Here is a 20,973-nt window from a genome sequence, read left to right as displayed (position 1 = left end):
CCGAGCCGCCTCCTGGGGTACGAAACCCCCCGGCGCCCCCGAGGACCCCCCGAGGACCACATGTCTGCCGCGCAGTACCCCGCCGTCTCCGTGATCATGCCGGTGCTCAACGAGGAACGCCATCTCAGGAACTCGGTCCGGCACATCCTGGAGCAGGAGTACCCCGGTGAGATGGAGGTCGTGATCGCGCTCGGCCCCTCCGCCGACCGGACGGACGAGATCGCCGCCGAGCTGGTCGCCGAGGACCCCCGCGTCCACACCGTGCCCAACCCCACCGGCCGCACCCCCGCCGCCCTCAACGCGGCGATCAAGGCCTCCCGCCACCCCGTCGTCGTCCGGGTCGACGGGCACGGCATGCTCTCGCCGAACTACATCGCGACCGCCGTCCGCCTCCTGGAGGAGACCGGCGCGCAGAACGTCGGCGGCATCATGCACGCCGAGGGCGAGAACGCCTGGGAGGACGCCGTCGCCGCCGCGATGACCTCGAAGATCGGCGTCGGCAACGCGGCCTTCCACACCGGCGGCCAGGCGGGCCCCGCCGAGACCGTCTACCTGGGCGTCTTCCGCAGGGAGGCCCTGGAGCGGGCGGACGGCTACAACGTCGAGTTCATCCGGGCCCAGGACTGGGAGCTGAACTTCCGCATCCGCGAGGCCGGCGGGCTGATCTGGTTCTCGCCCGAGCTGAAGGTCCAGTACCGCCCGCGCCCCACCGTGAAGGCGCTCGCCAAGCAGTACAAGGACTACGGACGCTGGCGCCACGTCGTCGCCCGCTACCACGCCGGCTCGATCAACCTGCGCTACCTGGCCCCGCCGACCGCCGTCGTCGCCATCGCGGCGGGCCTGGTGCTCGGCGCGACCGTCACCCCGTGGGCGCTGGTCGTCCCCGGCGGTTACGTCGCCGCGATCGTCGCCGGGTCGCTGCCCGCGGGCAAGGGGCTCTCGCTGAAGGCCCGCGCCCAGATCCCGGTGGCCCTGGCGACCATGCACATGTGCTGGGGCTTCGGCTTCCTCACCAGCCCCCGGTCCCTGGCGAAGCGGGTCATCGCGAGCCGCCGCCCGGCGATGACCGACAACAGCGAGACCGTCTGAGCCGACGACGGCTCGCGTACGAAGGGCCCCTGGAATCGCCCCGGCGTCGGGGCCCTTCGTCGCGTCGTGCGCGTGCCGCTACGGCGTCACCAGGTGTAGTTCGGGTTGACCTTCATGCAGGCCTCTTCCTCGCCGTTGAGGGCGCCTGCCGACTCCGGGGTCTTCTCCGTGCCCTTGGACACCGGATAGGTCCCGTCCTCGCGCCAGTCCGCGCCCACCGCCAGCGAGATGCCCGACACATCGGTGGACCGCTTCACCTGCGAGAGCGGAACCCCGAGCGCCTTGGCGACCGCCTGCGCGTCGCCCTCCAGATCCGCGCTCGGATACAGGATCCCGGTCCGTGCCGCCCCGGTCACGTTGGCCGAGTCGACGCTGGCCCGCCCGAAGCCCGCGTTCTTCAGCTGGTCCGCCACCTCGCCCGCACGCCCCGAAGCCGGTCCGAGGGCGTCGGTCGCGGTCCCGTTCCGTACGGAGACGGCGATCTCGCCCACCGGCGCGGACGGGTCCTTGGGCTCCTCCGGCTTCTTCCGCTTGGAGGCCTTGCCGTCCAGCGGCACGTCGTCCCGCACCATCCGGAACAGCTGCTCGGCGTCGCCCGCCTTCGGGTACACCCGGCCGCTGTTGACGCCGGTGCCGTACACGTTCGGCATGGTCGACATCGTGATGCGCTTCGTCGGGACCTTCTTGAACTCCTCGGCCAGGTCGTAGAGCTTCTTGACCGTGTCCAGGCCCTTGTCGACCGTCAGCGCCTCCGTGGCCGCCTCCGCGAGGTTCATCAGCTTCGCCGGGTCGGTGAGCTTGGTGCCCTTGCGCAGCTGACGCACCATCGAGTTCATGTACTGGTGCTGGGCCTTGGCCCGCCCCAGGTCGGTGTTGTCCTCGAAGCCGTAGCGGGTGCGCAGCCACTGGAGGGCCTGCTCGCCCTTGATGTACGTGGTGCCCTTCTCCAGCTTCAGCCCGGAGCCCTTGCCGTCGGCGCTGCGCGAGTGGATGTTGGCGTCGACGCAGACCGGGACGCCGCCGATGGCGTCGGCCATGGACACCACACCCGCGAAGTCGATCATCATGAAGTGGTCGATCCGGATGCCGGTCAGCTCGTACCAGGTGGCCACCGTGCACCCCGGACCGCCGCGCCCCAGGCTCTCGTTGGTCTGCACGTCCCTGGTGCTGGCCGGGTAGACCTTGCCGTCCGGGGCGGTGCACTTGGGCATCTTCAGCATGGTGTCGCGCGGCATGCTGATGACGGACAGATTGCTGCGGTCCGCGGAGAGGTGGAGCAGCATCTGCACATCGGCGAGCGGTGTCGCGCCGAAGGTCTCCTTCGCACCGCCCAGCTTCTGGTTGGCCTCGGAGTCCCGGGCGTCGGAACCGATGAGCAGGATGTTGAGGGGGGTCTGCCCGGCGGCGTTGGCCTTGTGATCGGCCATCTGCTTGTCGCCGAGGGTCAGATCCTCCTTCTTGATGTTGCCGTTGAGGTACTCGTAGTAGAGGTAACCGGCACCGCCGGTGCCGAGTATGAGCACCGCGAGCACGGAGGCGCCCCACCGCAGGACGCGCCGCTTGCCGCTCTTGGGCGCGCGGCGGCTGCTGCGCCCCCGGGCGCCGTTCGCGGTGCCGCGCCGGCGGCCCTCGGTCCGCCGGCCGCGCTCACCGCTCCTGCCGCTCGCGGGCGCGTCACCGCTGCCGTGCCCGTCGTCGGCCTCCGCGTCCCGGCCGTCGCCCCCGGTGCCGCTCCGGCCTTCGCCCACGCCGAGCCGATCGGCGCGGCGGACGCGTGATCGCGTCTTCTCCCCGGACGTGCTGCTCCGTCCCACCGGACCCCCCATGCTGTTCAGATTTCCGCCGCGGCGCGGTGCCCCGGTGTCACTTGGCGCATACCGCCTTGTCGGCGCTCGCCTGCTCGACGCCTTCCGGAGCCTTCGCCGGTCCGGTGATGAGCTGGCCCGCGCCCTTGAAGTCCGCCCCCAGCGTGAGCACCATCGCCTCAAGCCCCTCGGCGTCGGCGGTGCCCTTCTTCATGGCGGTCGCGGGGAGCCCCATCATCTCGGCGAGCGCCCGGGCCTGATCGGCCTGGTTGGGCGCGTACTCCAGCGTCGTCTTCTTGATCTTCTCCGGTGCGTTGGCCTTGTTGGTGGACTTCAGCACCCCCTGCTCGTTCTGGAGCCAGGTGACGGTCGCACCGGCCGCACCGGCGATCTCGCCGCCGTTGAGTACGTCCACCCGTACGTCGGCGGGGTCGGCCTTCGGGCCCTTGAGCAGGGCCGCCTGCTTGCTCTTGGCGTCCTTCTGCTTCTGCTTCACCTCGGTCAGCGAGGTGTCGGAGCGCATCATCGCGAAGAGCTGCTCGCCCTTGACCGGGTCCACGACCACGGTGACGGGCTTCGGCTCGGCCGGGTTGTCTATCACCGGCATCGTGAGGAAGGTGATGTGCTTGGTGTCGACCTTGGAGATCTCCTGGGCGAGCGTCATCAGCTTCTTCGCGTCCGCGATGGCCGAGTCGACGGTCAGCGCGTTGGTGGCGGCGTCGGCCAGCTTGTACAGCTTCTTCGGGTTGGTCAGGGTGTCGCTCGACTTCATCTGGCGGATCATCGAGCCGAGGAACTGCTGCTGCACCTTGATCCGGTCGAGGTCGCTCCGGTTGCCGAAGCTGTCGCGCGTACGCAGCAGGGCCAGCGCCTTCTCGCCCTGCACCTTGGACCGGCCCTGGGGCAGCTTCAGATGCGACTTCGGGTCGTCGACCGGCTTCGACATACAGACCTGGACGCCGCCGACGGCGGTGGTCAGCTCCTTGACCGCGTTGAAGTCGACCATCATGAAGTGGTCCGGCTTGAGGCCGGTGATGTTCTCGACCGTCTTCATGGTGCAGCCCGGATCGCGGCCGTTCTGGCCGAGGCTGGTGTTGAAGCGTTGGTTCGGGGTGCCGGGGATGGTGGTGGAGGTGCCGTCCGACTGCTTCGTCTCGCACTCGGGGATATCGGTCACCAGGTCGCGCGGGATGCTCATCGCCGTCGCGTTGGTCCGGTCCTCGGAGACGTGGAACAGGATGTTCGTGTCGGCGTGGCCCTCGCTGCCCTTGTCGCCGTAGCCCTCGTTGCCCTTGCCGGTGCGCTTGTCGGTGCCGATGACCAGGATGTTCATCGGGCCGTCGGTGACGACGTTCTTGCTGCCGGCGTTACCCACGTCGATGGAGTCGATGTTCCCGTTGAGCTGCTGGTACAGGACGTACGCGCCGACCGAGGTGCCCACCACGACGAACGCCATCACGCCGCCCGTCCACAGCAGAGCCTTCTTCTTGCGCGACTTCTGGGGCTTGCGCTTCCGGCGGCCGGTCGTGGGGGGCTCGGCGGCGCCACGGCCCCCCTGGGAGCTGCGGCGGCTGCGCTGGCCCGGCACCTCGCGGCGCGACGTGTCCGTGGCGCCCCCGCGCGAACCGGCCGCGCGGCGCCCCGAACCCTCCCGGGACGAACCGGCCCGGGACTCCCCGCGGCGGCCGGTTCCCTCTGCCGTCGCCGTACGCGTGGAACTGCTCACCGTGCCCGCGGAACTGCTCGACTCCCCAGCGGAGTGATCCAGTCGCAATTCGTAATTACCGGTGTGCGGGTTGAGTACCCACTGGTCGGCGGGGTCGATATCGTCCGCCCGTCCACGACTCTGCGCGTCCACGGTTGCCTGCGTCCTCCGTCGGTGCCACGCGAGGCGCCCTCCCCCGGCAAGGCGCTCGTTCCTTCGCTCCAGCAGTGCACGACCTGACGGCCGGAAGCACCGGATCGCGTCACACTATCCGGCCGATTCCAGGTCGAGCGACGTGCGTGACACATTCCACCCCCCTTACAACCGGGCATACTTCCCATTCCGCGTCGATTATGTTCTGTGTCTTGGCAATTGCTTTACTGCTTGCACAGGTCGTCCGCCGCGCTCGAACCCGAGTAGGTGGGTGTCGGGATCGGGCTTTCGGACCCGGCGTCGTCCGGCTTGCCGTCCCGTCCGCTTTCCTGGTCCCGTTCCGCCTCTTCGAGTTCATCGGCCGGGACCACGGCGACGGGCTTGTCCTCGCGGAGCTGCTGGAAGAGGTCGCCCGCGTCCGGTTCGACGAGTTCATCCCGGTTGGGGTCGTTACGGTACGGCTGCCGGGGCACGGTCAGGAACTGCACCTGCTCGGTCGGTACGTCGCGCATCCCGCGCACCAGGTCGTACAGATCGCGCAGCGAGTCCAGCCCCGGGTCGGTGGTCAGCGACTTGGTGGCCGCGTCCAGCACCGGGTAGAGCCGCGTCGGGTTGAGGAGGACGCCGTTGCTCTGCATCTTGTTGACGAGGGCGCCGAGGAACTGCTGCTGCCGCTCCATGCGTTCGGTGTCGCTGCCGTTGCCGAGGGACTTCCGCGCCCGTACGTATCCGAGGGCGTCCTCACCGTTCAACGTCTGCCGGCCGGCCGGGAGCTCCAGGTGCGCGTCCTTGTCGTTGATCGGCTCCTTGAGGCAGATCTCGACCCCGTCGACGGCGTCGACCATGTCCTTGAAGCCGTTGAAGTCGACGACCATGTGGTGATCGACGCGGATGCCGGTCATCCGCTCCACGGTCCGGATCGTGCAGGCGGTGCCACCGAGCTCGAAGGCCGAGTTGAACTGGGTGAACCGCTCCCGCGTCTTCTTGTCGTCCGCGGTGCGGCAGCTGGGGATCTCCACCATCAGGTCACGGGGGATCGACACGGCCGTCGCGCTCTTCCGGTCCGCCGCGAGGTGCAGCAGGATCGTGGTGTCGGAGCGCTGGCTGCCGCCGTCGTCCCGCCCGTACTCGCGATTGTCCCCGGCCCGGCTGTCGGAGCCGATGAGCAGGATGTTCTGGGCGTCCATGACGACGGGGGTCGGCCGCTCCTTCTCGTACGCCTTGAGTTCGGCGGCGGCGCTCGTGTCGGTGGTGATGTTCCCGTCGAGCTTCTTGTACATCCACCAGCCGACCCCGGCGGCGATCAGCACGAGGAACGAGGCGACGAGCGCGGTCCAGCGCAGCCAGTGGCTCTTACGGGCGGCGAGGGAGCCGTCCTTGGGCTGATCGGCCCAGGTCTGCACGCCGTCGGCTTCGCCCTGGCCGGGCGCGGCTCCGGACCCGGCGGTGGCACCGGTCTCGCCGGTCCCGGCCTCGTCGGCCCCGGCGGCTGCACCGGCCTCACCGGACCCGGACCCGGCCTCGGCCCGCCCGGACTCTTCCCGTGACCTGTCCTGTGAACTGTCCCGTGACATGTCCTGCGGTTTGTCCTCGTCCGGGCGGTCCGGGTCGGACGGCGGGCCAGCACTGTCGGTCACGTCTGCGTCCATCCTTCGCGTTCGGCGGCGCGAGGGGCCGCCGGTCGCAGGAGTAGACGGCTGAAACTCGCGCTTGGTTGTGCACGGCCAGGAGAGTGGTCTGTACCGCCCGATCATCTACCCGCTCCGCTGCCGTTCGCCGAGGACTCGGCCCGCTGTGGGCCGGACGAGTGGACCTCAGCGCGCTTGTCATACCGCGGTGTTGGTGACCCGCTCGCTCTCGACCCGCTTGACCAGCCCGTCCGCGTCGAGCTGCCCGAGGTGACGGCACAGCACCACGGACCCGCCCGCCGCCAGAGGCGCGAAGAGCCCGGCGCTCAACCCTTCCCAGGTGTCGTACGTACGCCCGGTGAGCAGCCGGGACCCCGGTACGAGGCCGAGGGCGCCGGCGTCCTCGCGGGCCCGGGCGACGAGCTGCGCACCCGTCAGCTCGACCCCGCCCACGGCCAGCGCGGGGGCGTCGGCGTCCACCGGGGCGAAGGGCGCGAAGCGGTCGCCCTGGCTCGGCACCTCCACCGCGTAGTCCGCGAACCCCTCGGGCGCCTGCGGGAACCGGCCGCCCAGCGGACGCAGGGCCAGGGCGACGCGCTCACCCCGGCAGGCCCGCGCCCGCTCCAGGGTGTCCGGGCCGGTCACGACGAGGTCGGCGGCGGCCGGGTCGCCCTGGACATCGGCGACGACACCGACGGAGGAACAGGCGAGCAGCCAGACCGCGGACTGCCAGTGCGCGGGCAGCAGCAGGGCGAGCCGGTCGCCGGGCTCCGCGGAGAGGTCGCCCTGGAGCAGATTGGCGGTCTTGGCCACCCAATTGGCGAAGGTGGCCACCGACAGTTCGACGCGTTCTCCGGTGGCGTCGTCGTAGAACGTGACCAGGGGGCGGGCCGGGTCCGCGGAGAGGGCGGAACGCAGCAGGTCGGCGAGGGTGCGGTCGCTGGAGTTCATCCGCGCAAGCGTACGCGGGGACGCCGTGCGGGGCGGGCTGAACGGGTGTCACGTACACCGGTTCGGCAGACGGCGCGTCATGAGGGGTCCGATGTCCGGGTAGCCGGAGTCATCACTCTATGTTCAGGATCGTTCGTATGCGTGCACTATTGGTCACCTCAGTCGGCGTCACCTGCGCGGCGGCCCTCACTCTGCCGCTCGCCGCCCCCGCCCTGTCCGCCCCCGCCGTGCCCTCCGCCTCGACCCGCCCGCCTTCCTCGGCCCCCGAGTCACCGGGGGCCGGCCCGCCCTCGGCGCGGCCCGTCGCCGCGTCCCGTGCGGCAGCCGAGACCGCGGGCTCGACGCAGTCCCTGCCCCTGGAGCCCTTCGCCGCACCGTCCGACCGGTCCATGGGTCCGGCGACGGCCGGGCAGGGGCTGGAACGCCGGACGGCCCGCCCGTTCTCGCTGGTCGGCGTGGTCTGGGACGACGCCGACGCCGAACTCCACGGCACGGTCCAGGTCCGTACCCGGGCGACCGGCTCCGCGGACTGGTCGGGCTGGCAGGACATCGAGACCCACAACGCCGAACACGCCGCCGACCTCGGCGGCGACGAGCGCTCGTCCGGCGCCGTGCGCGGAGCGACCGCCCCTCTCTGGGTCGGCGACTCGGACGGCGTGGAGGTGCGCGTGCTGCCGGAGGCGGCCGATCCGCAGAACCGGTCCGCGGCCGCTCCGCTCCCCGAAGGGCTGCGCCTCGAACTCGTCGACCCCGGCCCGGACCCCGCCCCCGGGTCCGCCGCGGAATCGGCCCCCGAGCCGGCCCGGGCCGCCCCGGCCGGCCGGACCGCCACCACGGCGGCGTTCGCCGTCAACCCGTCCCCGCCCACCACGACCCCGGTGGTCGTGCCGGAAGTGCTCACCGCCGAGTCCGAGGCGGCCTCGGCCGTCAACGCGGAGCTGGTACCGCTCGGCGCGTCCGTCATCCCCGCCCTGACCAAGGGGGAAACGGAGGAGGCGGTGAACGTCGCGGCCGGGGCGAAGCCGTACATCGGACCCCGGCCGAGGATCATCACCCGTAAGGGCTGGGGCGCGGACGAGAGGCTCCGCGAGCGCCAGTTCGCGTACACGAGGACCGTCAAGGCGGCCTTCGTGCACCACAGCGCGACCGGGAACAACTACACCTGCAAGCAGGCGCCCGCGGTGCTCCGCAGCATCTACCGCTACCACGTCAAGAGCAGCGGCTGGCGGGACTTCGGCTACAACTTCGCCGTCGACAAGTGCGGAAACATCTACGAGGGCCGGGCCGGCGGTGTCACCAAGGCGGTCCTCGGAGCGCACACCCTGGGCTTCAACACCAACACCATGGGCATCGCGGTCCTGGGCTCCTACTCCTCCACCAACCCGCCCGCCGCCGCCGTGGGCGCCGTCGCCAAGCTCACCGCCTGGAAACTGGGCCTGTTCGGCGCCAACCCCAAGGGCAAGGTGACCCTCACCTCCGGCGGAAGCAACAAGTACAAGGCGGGCACAAAGGTCAAAATGAAAGTGATCTCGGGCCATCGGGACGGGTTCGCAACCGAATGCCCCGGAGCGCGTCTCTACAAGAAGCTCGGCACGGCCCGGACCAGCTCCGCCAAACTGCAGGGCCGCTGACCGGAACGGGGCACGACCGGTCTGCTTAACTGACCAGTCACAAACCAGGCCAAGCCCCAGCAGGAAGCAGAGACGGTGCTGTGACAGAGGCAAAAGAAGCGATTCTCCTGGTCGGGGGCAAGGGCACCCGGCTGCGCCCGCTCACGGTGCACACCCCGAAGCCGATGGTCCCGGCGGCGGGGGTCCCCTTCCTCACCCACCAGCTGGCGCGGGCCAGGGCGGCCGGGGTGGAGCACATCGTGCTCGCCACGTCCTACCTGGCCGAGGTCTTCGAGCCGTACTTCGGCGACGGCTCCTCGCTCGGTCTGCACATCGAGTACGTCACCGAGCAGGAGCCGCTCGGCACCGGCGGAGCCATCCGCAACGTCGCGCCGAAGCTGTCCTCGGGACCGGACGAACCGGTCCTGATCTTCAACGGCGACATCCTGACCGGGCTCGACATCCGGGCCCTGGTCACCTCCCACACCGTCTCCGGGGCGGATGTCTCCCTGCACCTGACCCGGGTGGAGGACCCGCGCGCCTTCGGTCTCGTACCGACGGACGAGACGGGCCGGGTCACCGCGTTCCTGGAGAAGCCGCAGACGCCCGAGGAGATCGTCACCGACCAGATCAACGCCGGGGCGTACATCTTCCGGCGCTCGGTCATCGACACGATCCCGTCCGGCCGCCCGGTCTCCGTCGAACGTGAGACCTTCCCCGGACTGCTCGCCTCCGGCGCCCACCTCCAGGGCATGGTCGACTCCACGTACTGGCTGGACCTCGGCACCCCGGCCGCCTTCGTCCGGGGCTCCGCCGACCTCGTCCTCGGCCGCGCCCCGTCCCCGGCGGTCCCCGGCCGCTGCGGCGACCGCCTGGTCCTGCCGACCGCCTCCGTGGCCCCGGACGCCAAGCTCACCGGCGGTACGGTGGTCGGCGCCGGCGCGGTGATCGGCGCCGGCGCCAGGGTGGACGGCTCCACGGTCCTGGAGAACGCGATCGTCGAGCCGAACGCCATCGTCACGGACTCCCTGGTCGGGGCGGGCGCGCGGATCGGCAGCCGTACGGTCCTGACGGGCGCGGTGATCGGCGACGGGGCCCGGGTGGGCGCGGACAACGAACTGCGCGACGGGATCAGGATCTGGTGCGGGTCGACGCTGCCGGACGCCTCGGTCCGCTTCTCCTCGGACCAGTAGCCCTCCTGCCCGTACCCTCGAAGAGCGGCGGGATGAGCAGCAGCCCTCCCGCACCGACGAGCATCCAGGGACACCAGGCTTCGTGGCAGGACGATTCGCCCCCCGCACCGCGCGAGCGGCGCTCCCGCAGCAGGCCGCCGCGTCCGGGGCAGCCGCTCCCCGCACCCGGGAGTGGACCCCACCGACCCCCCTGGACCTCCGCCTGGTGCTGGGCCCGCTGCGCCGGGGTCCGGCGGACCCGACGTTCCGGATGGTGGGGGACGGCACGTTCTGGCGGGCGACCCGTACACCCGCGGGCCCCGGCACCCTGAGGATCGCGGCGCGCGGCGACCGGATCGCGGCCGCGGCGTGGGGTCCCGGCGCGGAGTGGTTGCTGGAAGGCCTGCCGACGCTGCTGGGCGCGGAGGACGACCCGGAGGCGTTCGTCCCGCGCCACCGCCTGCTGGCCCTGACCCGCCACCGCCGCCCGGGCCTGCGCCTGCTGCGCACGGGCCTGGTGCTGGAGTCGCTGATCCCCTCGGTCCTGGAGCAGAAGGTCACCACGGACGAGGCGTACCGGTCCTGGCGCCACCTGGTCCGCCGCTTCGGCACCCCGGCCCCGGGCCCCACCGCCGACCTGGGCCTGCACGTCATGCCGGACCCGCGCGGCTGGGCGATGATCCCGTCCTGGGAGTGGCACAAGGCGAACGTGGACGCCAAGCGCTCGTCGACGATCCTGCGCGCGGTACGGGTGGCCCGCCGCCTGGAGGAGGCGGCGACGATGCCGCTGCCCGAGGCACAGGCCCGCCTCCAGCTGATCCCGGGCATCGGCCCCTGGACCTCGGCGGAAACCCTCCAGCGCTCGAACGGCGCCCCCGACGCGGTCACGGTCGGCGACCTGCACCTCCCCGGCATCGTGGGCCACGCCCTGGCGGACCACCGCGACGCGGACGACGAGGAGATGCTGAGGCTGCTGATGCCCTACGAGGGCCAACGCCACCGAGCGACGCGCCTGATCCTGCTCTCGGGCCGCACCCCGGCGCGCAGGGCCCCGAGGATGCAGCCGGGCAACATCGTGAACCTGTAGCAGTTCCCCAGCCTCTCCGGCCCTTCTCAGCCCCTTCGGCGGTTGAGGAGCGGGGCCCGGGGCCGAGCCCCGGTTTCGAGAAGGGGCGGGGGGACAAGCCCCGCGCAGCGGCCCCCACGCCCCTTCCCCCCAAGCCCGCACCACCCGCCGGCGCCCCCACGTCACCGCACGGTGAGAAACTCCTCCGCCTCCCGAACAGCCCGCTCCCGAGGCACCCCCACCCCATGCCCCACAGCCACCGCCCCCAGCGGATCCCACGACGCCGGCAGCGCCAGCACCTCCCGCACCACATCCCGGCAGAACATCGTCGAGGACACCCACGCCGACCCCAACCGCTCACCCGCCAACGCCACCAGGAAGTTCTGCACCCCGGCCCCCGCCGCGACCACGAACATCTCGCGCTCCGCGGTGTCCCGCCGCTCGTCCCCGTACGTATGGGAGCCGTCCATCACCAGGCAGGGCACCACCAGATACGGCGCGTTGCGCAGCACATCCCCGCGCCGCACCCGCTTCGCGATCGACTCCTCGCTCTTCCCGTCGCGTCGCAGATCCTCGATCCACGCCTCCCGCATCGCGTCGAGCAACCGGGTCCGCGACTCGGCGGACTCCAGCAGCACGAACCGCCACGGCGTCGTGTGATGAGGCGCGGGCGCGGTGACGGCAGCCGCCACGGCGCGCCGCACCGCCCCCGGATCCACCGGCTCGTCGCTGAACTCGCGCACCGTACGCCGCAGCGTCACCGCTTCGCGCACCGCCTCGGACGTCCCGAGCCGGAACATGTCATCGGCAGCACCGCGCACCAACGCCCGGGCGCCGGGCTCGGTGTCCACGTCATCGGGGGCGACCACGTGCGACAGCCCCCGGACCACGGCCACCGGCAGCCCCTCCGCCTTGCCCTTGACCAGGTCCCCGGCCGAGGCCAGCTCGTCCGCCGTGGCCACGACGGTGGCGCTGAGCGGATTGCCGTACGCGTCCGTCCCGCCCCGCAGATCGTCCAGGACCCGCACCCCGGCCGCACCGATCGCGACATCGGTCAGCCCGTTGCGCCAGGGCCGCCCGAAGGTGTCCGTGACGAGGACGCCGACCCGCACGCCGAGGATGTCCCGCAGCCCGTCCCGGATGGTCCGGGCGGACGCGTCGGGGTCCTCGGGCAGCAGGAGCACGGTCCCGGCGGGCGTGTTGGACGCGTCGACCCCGGCGGCCGCCATGACCAGCCCCTGCCGGTTCTCCACGATCCGCAGGGTCCCGCGCCGCGCGACGACCCGCACGGTCTCGGCGTCGATGGCGGCCTCACGGTCCACGGCCTCGACGATCCGGCCCTCCGCCTTGGAGACGATCTTCGAGGTGACGAGCAGGACGTCCCCGTCGACCAGCCCCGGCTCGGCGGCGGCGATCAGCTTGGCGAGATCGTCACCGTCCCGAACCTCGGGCATCCCACCCACGGCCCACACACGAAAAGAAGGCACGGCCGCGGGCGAACCGCCCACGCACTCACCGGCCTCGACCGGGACCCCGCCCCCGGCCCCAGGGGCCGCACTCACGCCCGCACCTCCTCGGCCAGCGCCAACGCCTGCCGGGCCATCTCCGCGGTCGCGTCCACGTCCGTCATCATCAGCGGCACCGCCCGGCAGCGGATCCCCGCCGCCTCCACCTCGGCGACCGCACCGGCGTCCACCGAGTCCACCAGCCATCCGTCCAGCAGCCCCGACCCGTAGTGCTGGGCCACGGCCGAGGCCGTCGACTCGACGCCCACCGCGGCGAGCACCTTGTCCGCCATCCCGCGCACGGGCGCGTCCCCGACGATCGGGGAGAGGCCGACGACCGGCACGCCCGCCTCGGCGATGGCCTCCCGGATCCCGGGCACGGCGAGGATCGTGCCGACGGACACCACCGGGTTCGACGGCGGGAAGACGATGACGTCGGCGGCGCCGATGGCCTCCAGCACCCCCGGAGCCGGCTTGGCCTGCTCCGCCCCGACCGGCACGATCGCCCGCGCCTCGACGGAGGCGCGCAGCTTCACCCAGTACTCCTGGAAGTGGATCGCCTTGCTCTCGCCGTCCATCTCGACGGCGACATGTGTCTCGACGCGGTCGTCCGACATGGGCAGCAGCCGCACGCCCGGCTGCCAGCGGGCGCAGAGCGCCTCGGTGACCGCGCTCAGGGGGTAGCCGGCGCCCAGCATCTGCGTACGGACGATGTGGGTCGCGAAGTCACGGTCGCCGAGACCGAACCACTCGGGGCCCACGCCGTACGCCGCGAGCTCCTCCTTGACCCGGAAGGTCTCGTCGGTACGCCCCCAGCCCTGCTCCTCGTTGATGCCACCGCCGAGGGTGTACATCACGGTGTCGAGGTCGGGACAGACCTTCAGCCCGAACAGATGGATGTCATCACCCGTGTTGCCGATCACCGTGATGTCCGCGTCGGGCGCGGCCTGCTTGAGGCCGCGAAGGAAGCGGGCACCGCCGATGCCACCGGCCAGAACAACAATGCGCATGCACAGCAGTCTGTCAGGCGGGTACGGCGTCCACGGCCGTCGGGGCGCTTTGGCCCGGGTGCATCGGCATCTCGGTCAGGCCCGGGTAGTAGATGTGCAGACTCACGGCCGGTTCGAGCGAATCGTTGACCACTTCGTGGACGTACCCGGGGGCGAAGGACCGCTGCGCACCCGCGCCGAGGGACCGCGTCCCGCGCCCGGTGTGCTCGGTCAACTCGCCTTCCAGCACGGTGAGTACGCCGGCGGAGAGACCGTGGTCGTGCCGCCCGCTGCCCTGTCCGGGCACCCAGCTGAGCAGCCACACCTCGTAACCGGGGCCCTGGTGCAGACGGTGGTACCAGCGGGAGGCCGAGTCGTACTGGACGATGTCCGCCCACCGTGCGCGGTCGGCCGCGATGGAGCGCGCGAGGCCGACGAATTCGGAGACGGTGGAGGGGTGCTCGCGGGCGGGCCGGAGGAGGTGCTGGACCTCAAGGATGTCGCCGGCGATCTGAAGGTCGCTGTCACTGTTCATTGCTGCGGTGGTTCCTCGGCAGGGTGAGTGCGCGTGCGGGGAGTCACGATGAATGCAGGGAGGAGCGCGGAGAACGAAGGAAACGCTCGACCGGAGAGGCTGGATCAGAGCTGGAGCGCTACGGCATCAACAGCTGTGACAGCTGGAACAGCAACAGCGGGCCTGGACAGCACTACGGAACCCACGGATGTGGGTGACGTGCAGGGCTGCGGTCGCTGGCATGAGGTCAAGGAGACCGGCTCGGCCTTCCGCTGTCAACCCGATGCCCGATATGGGGGCAATGGTTCACCCCTTCCGGTTGCCGGATCCGGAGAAAGGTTTATGCAGCTGGGAGCGGGGACACGTGGCGCATCATCCGTGCTCTCAAACACGGCTGACGCTCCGTGACCCAACTGTGATCTTGGTCGCTTCGGTGATCGAATCGCAACACGGGACGGGCCTCGTTCGTCTTCGTCGAGAGAGGGCGTGAGGCCGTGGGGCCGTGGCATATGTCAGATTTTTGCTGATTTGAACACTTACCGCATACGCTTGGTTCCGCAGAGTGAATCCCTGGGCCAATAGCAGATCCTCGCTTGACTGTCCCAGAGCTACAGATTTGTAATTTCACTCGTGTCGTTCAGCCGCAAAAGGCTGCATCACGGGACGCAAGAGACAGACGAGGGGCGCACATGACCGAGCTGTTCCAGCAACTGCTGGTCGAGGACGCGGACGAGGAACTCGGCTGGCAGGAGCGCGCACTGTGCGCCCAGACCGATCCCGAGTCCTTCTTCCCCGAGAAGGGCGGATCCACCCGCGAGGCCAAGAAGGTCTGCCTGGCCTGTGAGGTGCGCTCGGAATGCCTTGAGTACGCCCTCTCCAACGACGAACGCTTCGGCATCTGGGGCGGGCTCTCCGAGCGGGAGCGACGACGCCTGAAGAAGGCCGCGATCTGACACGAGGCCGCCCGCCGGCATCCGCCGGACCGGCCGAGCGGCACTCCCATCGACGCGAGACGCCGGGCACCGGTCTCATCGGCGCGAGACATCAGGTACGAGGCATGGGACACCCCGTAGTTCCGGACGGCCGCGCAGAGAGGACCGTTTCCCGCCGACTCATCCCCGACGGCCCGTCCACCGCCCCCCGGGGCCGGTGGACGGGCCGTCGGCAGGTCCGGGCCCGCTCCCTTCACCGGCTCCGACCTCCGCCGCCTGTCCGTACCGTTAGTGTGGGGCCCCGTCCGAGACGCGCCAACGCCCCGCCGGGGCGCGCGTGTACACCGATGCAGCCCCCGGGGACGCCCCCGGACCCGGCCGGAGGGCCCGTACCTCGATGTCCGTGCACAGCCACTCGGCGGCGCCGAACGCGGCCGCCGCCGCCCCAGAGTTCCCCCGGCACGTCGTCACCGCCGTGCTCGTCTCCCACGACGGCGCCCGCTGGCTGCCCGACGTGCTGGCCGGGCTGCTCGGGCAGGAACGCCCCGTACAGAACGTCATCGCCGCCGACACCGGCAGCGCCGACGACTCGGCCCGCCTGGTCACCGAGGCGCTCGGCGACGAACGCGTCCTGCACCTGGCACGCCGTACGAGCTTCGGCACGGCCGTCGACGAGGCGGCCCGCACGGCCGGGATCCTCACCCCGGACGACCTGCCGTACCTCAAGCGCCCCAGCGGCTGGGACCCGGAGACCCGCACCTGGGTCGACGAGAACTACGACCTCCCCGAGCTGCCCCACGGAGAACCGGTCCAGTGGCTCTGGCTGCTGCACGACGACTGCGCACCCGAGCCGGACGCGCTCGCCGAGATGCTGCGCGTCGTCGACACGGACAAGCACGCCACGATCGTCGGCCCCAAGCTGCGCGGCTGGTACGACCGCAAGCAGCTCCTCGAAGTCGGCGTCTCCATCGCCAACAGCGGACGCCGCTGGACCGGCCTGGACCGCCGCGAGCAGGACCAGGGCCAGCACGACCAGGTCCGAACCGTCCTGTCCGTCTCCTCCGCCGGCATGCTCATCCGCCGCGACGTCTACGAGGAGCTCGGCGGCTTCGACCGCAGCCTCCCCCTGATGCGCGACGACGTCGACCTCTGCTGGCGCGCCCACCTGGCCGGCCACCGGGTCCTCGTCGCCCCGGACGCCGTCCTGCGGCACGCCGAGGCCTCCGCCCGCGAACGCCGCCCCATCGACTGCGCCGGCCGCTCCGTCTCCAGCCCGCACCGCGTCGACAAGGCGGGCGCGGTCTACACGATGCTCGTCAACGCCCGCGGCAAGGCCCTGCCGTGGGTCCTGCTCCGGCTCGTCGTCGGCACCCTCCTGCGTACCCTCGCCTACCTCGTCGGCAAGGTGCCGGGCCAGGCCCTCGACGAGGTCACCGGACTGCTCGGCACCCTGCTGCGCCCCGGCCGCATCCTCACCGCCCGCCGCAACCGCGGAAAGGGCGTCGTCGACGCGGCCGAGCTGCGCGCCCTGTTCCCGCCGCCCGGCGCGACCGTCCGGGCCACCGTCGACCAGGTCGCGGGCAACTTCGGCGGCCGTGCGGACTCCGACTCGGGCGGCTCCCGCCACGGAGCCGTCGAATCCGGCCCCGGCGGCGACGACGCCGACTTCCTCGAAGTCGACCAGTTCGCCCGCCTCAAGCGCGTCGGCCGCAAGCCGGGCCCCGTCCTCTTCGCCCTGCTCCTCGTCGTCTCGCTCATCGCCTGCCGCAACCTGCTCAGCGGCGGCGCACTCGCGGGCGGCGCACTGCTGCCCGTCCCCGCCGAACTCGGATCGCTCTGGGGACGGTACGCGGACGCCTGGCACACGGTCGGCACCGGCGGCACCCAGACCGCGCCCCCCTACCTCGCCCTGCTCGCCGCCCTGTCGGCCCTGTTCCTCGGCTCGACCGGACTCGCCGTCAGCGTGCTGCTGGTCTGCTCGATCCCGCTGGCCGGGGCCACCGCCTACTTCGCCTCCCGCCCGCTGCTCCCCTCCCGGCTGCTCCGGGCCTGGGCGAGCGTCGCGTACGCCTTCCTGCCCGCCGCGACCGGCGCCCTGGCCACCGGCCGCCTGGGCACCGCCGTCCTCCTCGTCCTCCTCCCGCTGATCGCCCGCGCGGGCGTCGCCGCCCACGGGCTGCGCGCCGACAGCGCGGCGGGGGAGCGCGGCAGCTGGCGTGCCACCTGGGCGTATACGCTGCTGCTGACCGTCACCATGGCGTTCACCCCGATCGTCTGGCCGCTCGCCGTGGTCCTCGGCCTCGGCGTGCTCGTGCTGCGGCGCGGCGACATCACGGCGTACGCGCTCCGCTTCGTCGCCGCCGTCGCCACCCCGGTCCTGGTCCTCGCCCCCTGGTCGCTGAGCCTCCTGACGGACCCGTCCGCGCTCCTGACCGAGGCGGGCCTCGACCTCGGTACGGGATCGGCGTCGGGCCTCGACCTGCTCGGCATCAGCCCCGGCGGCCCCGGCGCGGCGGGCGGCATCCTGCTGCTCGGCATCGTGCTGGCCGCGCTCGCCGCCCTGCTGCGCGAGGAGCGCCAGTTCGCCGTCCGCACCGCGTGGGCCGTCGCGCTCGTCGGCCTCCTCCTCGCCGCCGTCGCCAACGGGTCCACGTGGGCCGGACCCGCCACCCTCGTCTACGGCACCGCCCTGATCGCCGCCGCCCTGGTGGGCGCGGACGGGGCCCGCATCCGGGTCGCCGAGCAGAGCTTCGGCTGGCGCCAGCCCGTGGCGGCGCTGATCGCGCTGGCCGCCGGACTGGCCCCGGTCCTGGCCGCGGCCGGCTGGATGATCGGCGGTGCGGACGGTCCGCTGGAGCGCCGCGACCCCGTCCAGGTGCCCGCCTTCGTCGCGGAGGAGAGCACCACCCGCGACCAGCCCCGCACGCTCATTCTGGGCGGCACCTCCCCCGACACCGTCTCCTACAGCCTGGTCCGCGGCTCGGGGGCCCGGCTCGGCGACGGCGAACTGACCGAGGCGGGCGGCAGCAACAGCCACCTCGACAAGGTCGTCGCCAACCTCGTCGCCGGCTCCGGCGCCGACCAGGGCGGCCAGCTCAGCGGCTTCGCGATCCGCTACGTCCTCGTCCGGGACGGGGCACCGCGCGAGATGAGCCGGGTCCTCGACTCGACCCCGGGCCTCAGCCGCCTCAGCCAGCTCGACGGCAGCGCGCTGTGGCGCGTCGACCGCCAGGTGGCCCGGGTCATGATCACCCCGGCCTCCGGCGAGGGCGAGCACGTCGCGGTCGGCTCGGCCGCCGTCGAGGCCCACGCGGAGATCCCGTCCGGCGAGGCGGGCCGCGTGCTGCGGATCGCGGATGCCGCCGACCCGGGGTGGACGGCCACGCTGGACGGCAAGCCGCTGACCCGCAAGACCGTCGACGGCTGGGCCCAGGGCTTCGAACTGCCCGCGAACGGCGGCCGCCTGGACCTCACCCACGACGCCCCGATCACCCACACCGCGTGGGTCTGGGCCCAGATCGGGCTGCTGGTGGTCCTGGTGGTCATGGCCCTGCCGGGCCGCCGCCGGGAGATCGACGACGACCTGCCCGACGAGGCGCTCGCCGTCGCCGCCGAGCCGGTCGACGGCGAGGGCCGCCGCGCCCGCAGGCTGCGCGCCGCGGCCCAGGCCGAGGCCGCCCAGGCCGAGGCGGCAGCCGCCGAGGAGGCCGGGAACGGCGACCCGTCGCGGGCGGCGGACCCGGGGGAGTACATTCCGGCGCAGCAGTCCGCCGACCCGTACGCCGAGAACCCCCCGGCGCACGACCCGCGGGCCCCGCACGACTCGCAGGAGGCCACCGGCGGCTATGCGGCGGTCCCGCAGCAGCAGGCGGCTCCGCAGCAGTACGACGAGTACGCGCAGTGGGACGGGCAACAGCAGCAGCCGACCGCCGACTACTACACGACGTACCAGCAGCCGGACCCGTACGCCCAGCAGCAGCAGGAGCAGGGCCGGCAGAACGCGGGCTACGAGGGCGGCTACGGAGTACAGGACCCGTACGCACAGCAGTACGGCGACCAGGGCACGTACGGCGACCAGGGCGCGTACAACGGCCAGAGCGCCGCGTACGACAACCAGGGCACGTACGACAACCAGGGCGCGTACGACGAGTACGGCCGGTACATCGGCGGGCAGCACCAGCAGCACCCGTACACCGAGAACGGCGAACAGACCGACCCCCCGGCCCCGGGGCAGGCCCCGTGGCAGACCGGTAACGCATCGCGAGGCGAGTCCGAGTGAAGTCCACCCATCTGTCCCTGATCGCGGGCGCCGCAGTCCTGGCCGCCGTCACCGGATTCGCCACGGTCACCGCGCCCGGCGCCCCGGCGAAATCCGCCGCGAAGCCCGCCGCTCTGCTGCCGGTGGAGCGGGCCGGTCTGGTCTGCCCGGCGCCCAGCAACTCCGACCTCGCCGAGACGCAGTACACCGCGTTCACCCCGGCGGGCGAGGGCGGCGAAGCCAAGGGCACGGCCGAGCTGAAGCCGGCGCTGCCGATCGTGGACGACGAGGACGAGACCGACCCGAAGAAGGCCAAGAAGGCCGAGGAAGCGGCGAAGAAGGCGAGGGAGAAGGCCGAGAAGCCGGTCCTCGCCCTGAAGGAGCCCGGAAAGCCGGTCGTCGCGGAGGCGAACGGAGCCAGTGCCCCGGCCCTCGTCGGCACGGCCACCGGCAAGCTGGCCCCCGGCTGGGCCGCCCAGCAGACCACCGAGGTCACCGCGGGCGGCTCCCGGGGACTCCTCGGGGTCACCTGCACCGCCCCCGACACGGACTTCTGGTTCCCGGGCGCGAGCACCGCCACGTCCCGCCAGGACTACATCCACCTCACCAACCCCGACGACACCGGCGCCGTGGCCGACATCGAGCTGTACGGCCCCGAGGGCGCGCTCAAGTCCGACGTCGGCGACGGCATCACCGTGCCGGCCCGCTCCAGCGTCGCCATCCTGCTGTCCACCCTCACCTCCGAGGCCGTCGACCGGCTGACCGCCCACGTCACCACCCGTTCGGGGCGGATCGGGGCGGTCGTCATGAGCGCCGACGACAGCGCGGGCAGCGACTGGCTCACCGCGTCCGAGGACCCCTCCGGCACGCTCGTGATGCCGGGCATCCCGGCCGACGCCACCTCCGTACAGCTGGTGGCGTTCGCGCCCGGCGAGGACGACGCGGACGTGAAGGTCCAGCTCATGGGGAAGAACGCGACGTTCTCCCCGGCCGGGAACGCCACCCTGCACATCAAGTCCTCGATGACGGCCTCCGTCGACCTCAAGGACCTCACCCGCGGCGAACCGGGCTCCCTGCGACTGAGCCCCGTCCGGAAGGACCGGGCCACCCCGATCGTGGCCGCGCTGCGCGTGGTCCGCGGCAAGGGCGACCAGCAGGAGATCGCCTACATCCCGGCCACCGGGCCCGTCGGCGCCCGGGCGACCGTTCCGGACAACCGGGCCAAGGGCTCGACGCTGTCCCTGACCGCGCCGGGCGCCACGGCCAAGGTCAAGGTCACCGCGTCGGCGGGCAGCGGCGGCGGCGAACCGGCCGTCGAGACGTACACGGTCAAGGCCGGAACCACCCTCGCCGTCACCCCGAAGGCTCCGGAAGGCCTCAAGGGCTCCTACGCCCTGACCGTCGAGACGACCTCGGGCGGCCCGGTCCACGCGTCGCGCTCGCTGGCGATCGCCTCGGACGGCATCCAGATGTTCACGGTGCAGACGCTCCCCGACGACAGGGGCATGGTCGAGGTCCCGTCAGCGCGCCAGGACCTCTCGGTCCTGGACGACTGAGGGCGCGGCCGGCGGCGGTGCCGCAGCGGGCCCCCGGAGG

Annotated in this window: 14 protein-coding genes; 7 read left to right on the top strand and 7 right to left on the bottom strand. The window is 72.1% G+C overall.

What is annotated here, in order from left to right; all coding sequences use genetic code 11:
• Positions 1–60: 60 nt before the first annotated feature.
• Positions 61–1,089: a glycosyltransferase family 2 protein gene (locus tag CCZ36_RS12205; RefSeq protein WP_069743157.1), complete on the top strand. Its 1,029-nt coding sequence runs from the start codon at positions 61–63 to the stop codon at positions 1,087–1,089.
• A gap of 86 nt (positions 1,090–1,175) precedes the next feature.
• On the opposite strand, the gene CCZ36_RS12200 is transcribed toward CCZ36_RS12205, so the two are convergent.
• The 4 genes from CCZ36_RS12200 to CCZ36_RS12185 form a co-directional block, all read right to left on the bottom strand.
• Positions 1,176–2,915, bottom strand: coding sequence for an LCP family protein (locus tag CCZ36_RS12200; RefSeq protein WP_206515724.1), 1,740 nt, complete (start codon positions 2,913–2,915; stop codon positions 1,176–1,178).
• Positions 2,916–2,952: 37 nt separating this feature from the next.
• Positions 2,953–4,752 (bottom strand): LCP family protein, encoded by a 1,800-nt coding sequence (locus CCZ36_RS12195; RefSeq protein ID WP_370738591.1) that lies wholly within the window; start codon positions 4,750–4,752, stop codon positions 2,953–2,955.
• A gap of 224 nt (positions 4,753–4,976) precedes the next feature.
• Positions 4,977–6,401, bottom strand: a complete 1,425-nt coding sequence (locus CCZ36_RS12190; protein WP_128817639.1) for an LCP family protein — start codon at positions 6,399–6,401, stop codon at positions 4,977–4,979.
• A gap of 177 nt (positions 6,402–6,578) precedes the next feature.
• Entirely contained in the window at positions 6,579–7,331 is a 753-nt protein-coding gene (locus CCZ36_RS12185; RefSeq protein WP_069740180.1) for a TIGR03089 family protein, read from the bottom strand.
• 137 nt (positions 7,332–7,468) lie between these two features.
• On the opposite strand from CCZ36_RS12185, the gene CCZ36_RS12180 reads away from it, so the two are divergent.
• The 3 genes from CCZ36_RS12180 to CCZ36_RS12170 all read left to right on the top strand — a co-directional run bounded on the left by CCZ36_RS12180 (position 7,469) and on the right by CCZ36_RS12170 (position 11,200).
• Entirely contained in the window at positions 7,469–8,962 is a 1,494-nt protein-coding gene (locus CCZ36_RS12180; RefSeq protein WP_128817638.1) for an N-acetylmuramoyl-L-alanine amidase, read from the top strand.
• A gap of 80 nt (positions 8,963–9,042) precedes the next feature.
• The gene (locus CCZ36_RS12175) at positions 9,043–10,134 is read left to right on the top strand and encodes a sugar phosphate nucleotidyltransferase (protein ID WP_069740182.1); all 1,092 of its coding nucleotides are present in this window, start codon (positions 9,043–9,045) and stop codon (positions 10,132–10,134) included.
• Between the two features lie 82 nt (positions 10,135–10,216).
• Positions 10,217–11,200 (top strand): DNA-3-methyladenine glycosylase family protein, encoded by a 984-nt coding sequence (locus tag CCZ36_RS12170; RefSeq protein WP_069740183.1) that lies wholly within the window; start codon positions 10,217–10,219, stop codon positions 11,198–11,200.
• Between the two features lie 161 nt (positions 11,201–11,361).
• Here the strand turns inward: CCZ36_RS12170 and CCZ36_RS12165 are convergent, their stop codons facing one another.
• The 3 genes from CCZ36_RS12165 to CCZ36_RS12155 all read right to left on the bottom strand — a co-directional run bounded on the left by CCZ36_RS12165 (position 11,362) and on the right by CCZ36_RS12155 (position 14,208).
• A complete protein-coding gene (locus tag CCZ36_RS12165; RefSeq protein ID WP_234428103.1) occupies positions 11,362–12,633 on the bottom strand; it encodes a coenzyme F420-0:L-glutamate ligase in 1,272 nt (423 codons plus the stop codon).
• A 104-nt stretch (positions 12,634–12,737) separates the two neighbouring features.
• Positions 12,738–13,694: a 2-phospho-L-lactate transferase gene (gene cofD / locus CCZ36_RS12160; protein ID WP_128817637.1), complete on the bottom strand. Its 957-nt coding sequence runs from the start codon at positions 13,692–13,694 to the stop codon at positions 12,738–12,740.
• Between the two features lie 13 nt (positions 13,695–13,707).
• On the bottom strand, positions 13,708–14,208 hold the full coding sequence (locus CCZ36_RS12155; RefSeq protein WP_069740186.1) for a cysteine dioxygenase: 501 nt from the start codon (positions 14,206–14,208) through the stop codon (positions 13,708–13,710).
• 668 nt (positions 14,209–14,876) lie between these two features.
• On the opposite strand from CCZ36_RS12155, the gene CCZ36_RS12150 reads away from it, so the two are divergent.
• From CCZ36_RS12150 to CCZ36_RS12140, 3 genes are all read left to right on the top strand, one after another.
• Positions 14,877–15,140 carry a WhiB family transcriptional regulator gene (locus CCZ36_RS12150; RefSeq protein ID WP_003968728.1) on the top strand — a complete coding sequence of 88 codons (264 nt, stop codon included), beginning with the start codon at positions 14,877–14,879 and terminating at the stop codon, positions 15,138–15,140.
• 376 nt (positions 15,141–15,516) lie between these two features.
• Complete coding sequence (locus CCZ36_RS12145) at positions 15,517–19,398, top strand: glycosyltransferase family 2 protein (RefSeq protein WP_069740187.1); 3,882 nt, start codon at positions 15,517–15,519, stop codon at positions 19,396–19,398.
• Entirely contained in the window at positions 19,395–20,933 is a 1,539-nt protein-coding gene (locus tag CCZ36_RS12140) for a DUF5719 family protein (protein WP_128817636.1), read from the top strand. The genes CCZ36_RS12145 and CCZ36_RS12140 overlap by 4 nt, the downstream gene beginning before the upstream one ends.
• Positions 20,934–20,973: the final 40 nt, after the last annotated feature.

It is taken from the genome of Streptomyces sp. S063 (genome assembly GCF_002832675.1).
Lineage (GTDB): Bacteria > Actinomycetota > Actinomycetes > Streptomycetales > Streptomycetaceae > Streptomyces > Streptomyces sindenensis.
The sequence above is the reverse complement of the archived record's forward strand: the minus strand, read 5'-3'. Positions and strand labels throughout refer to the sequence as shown.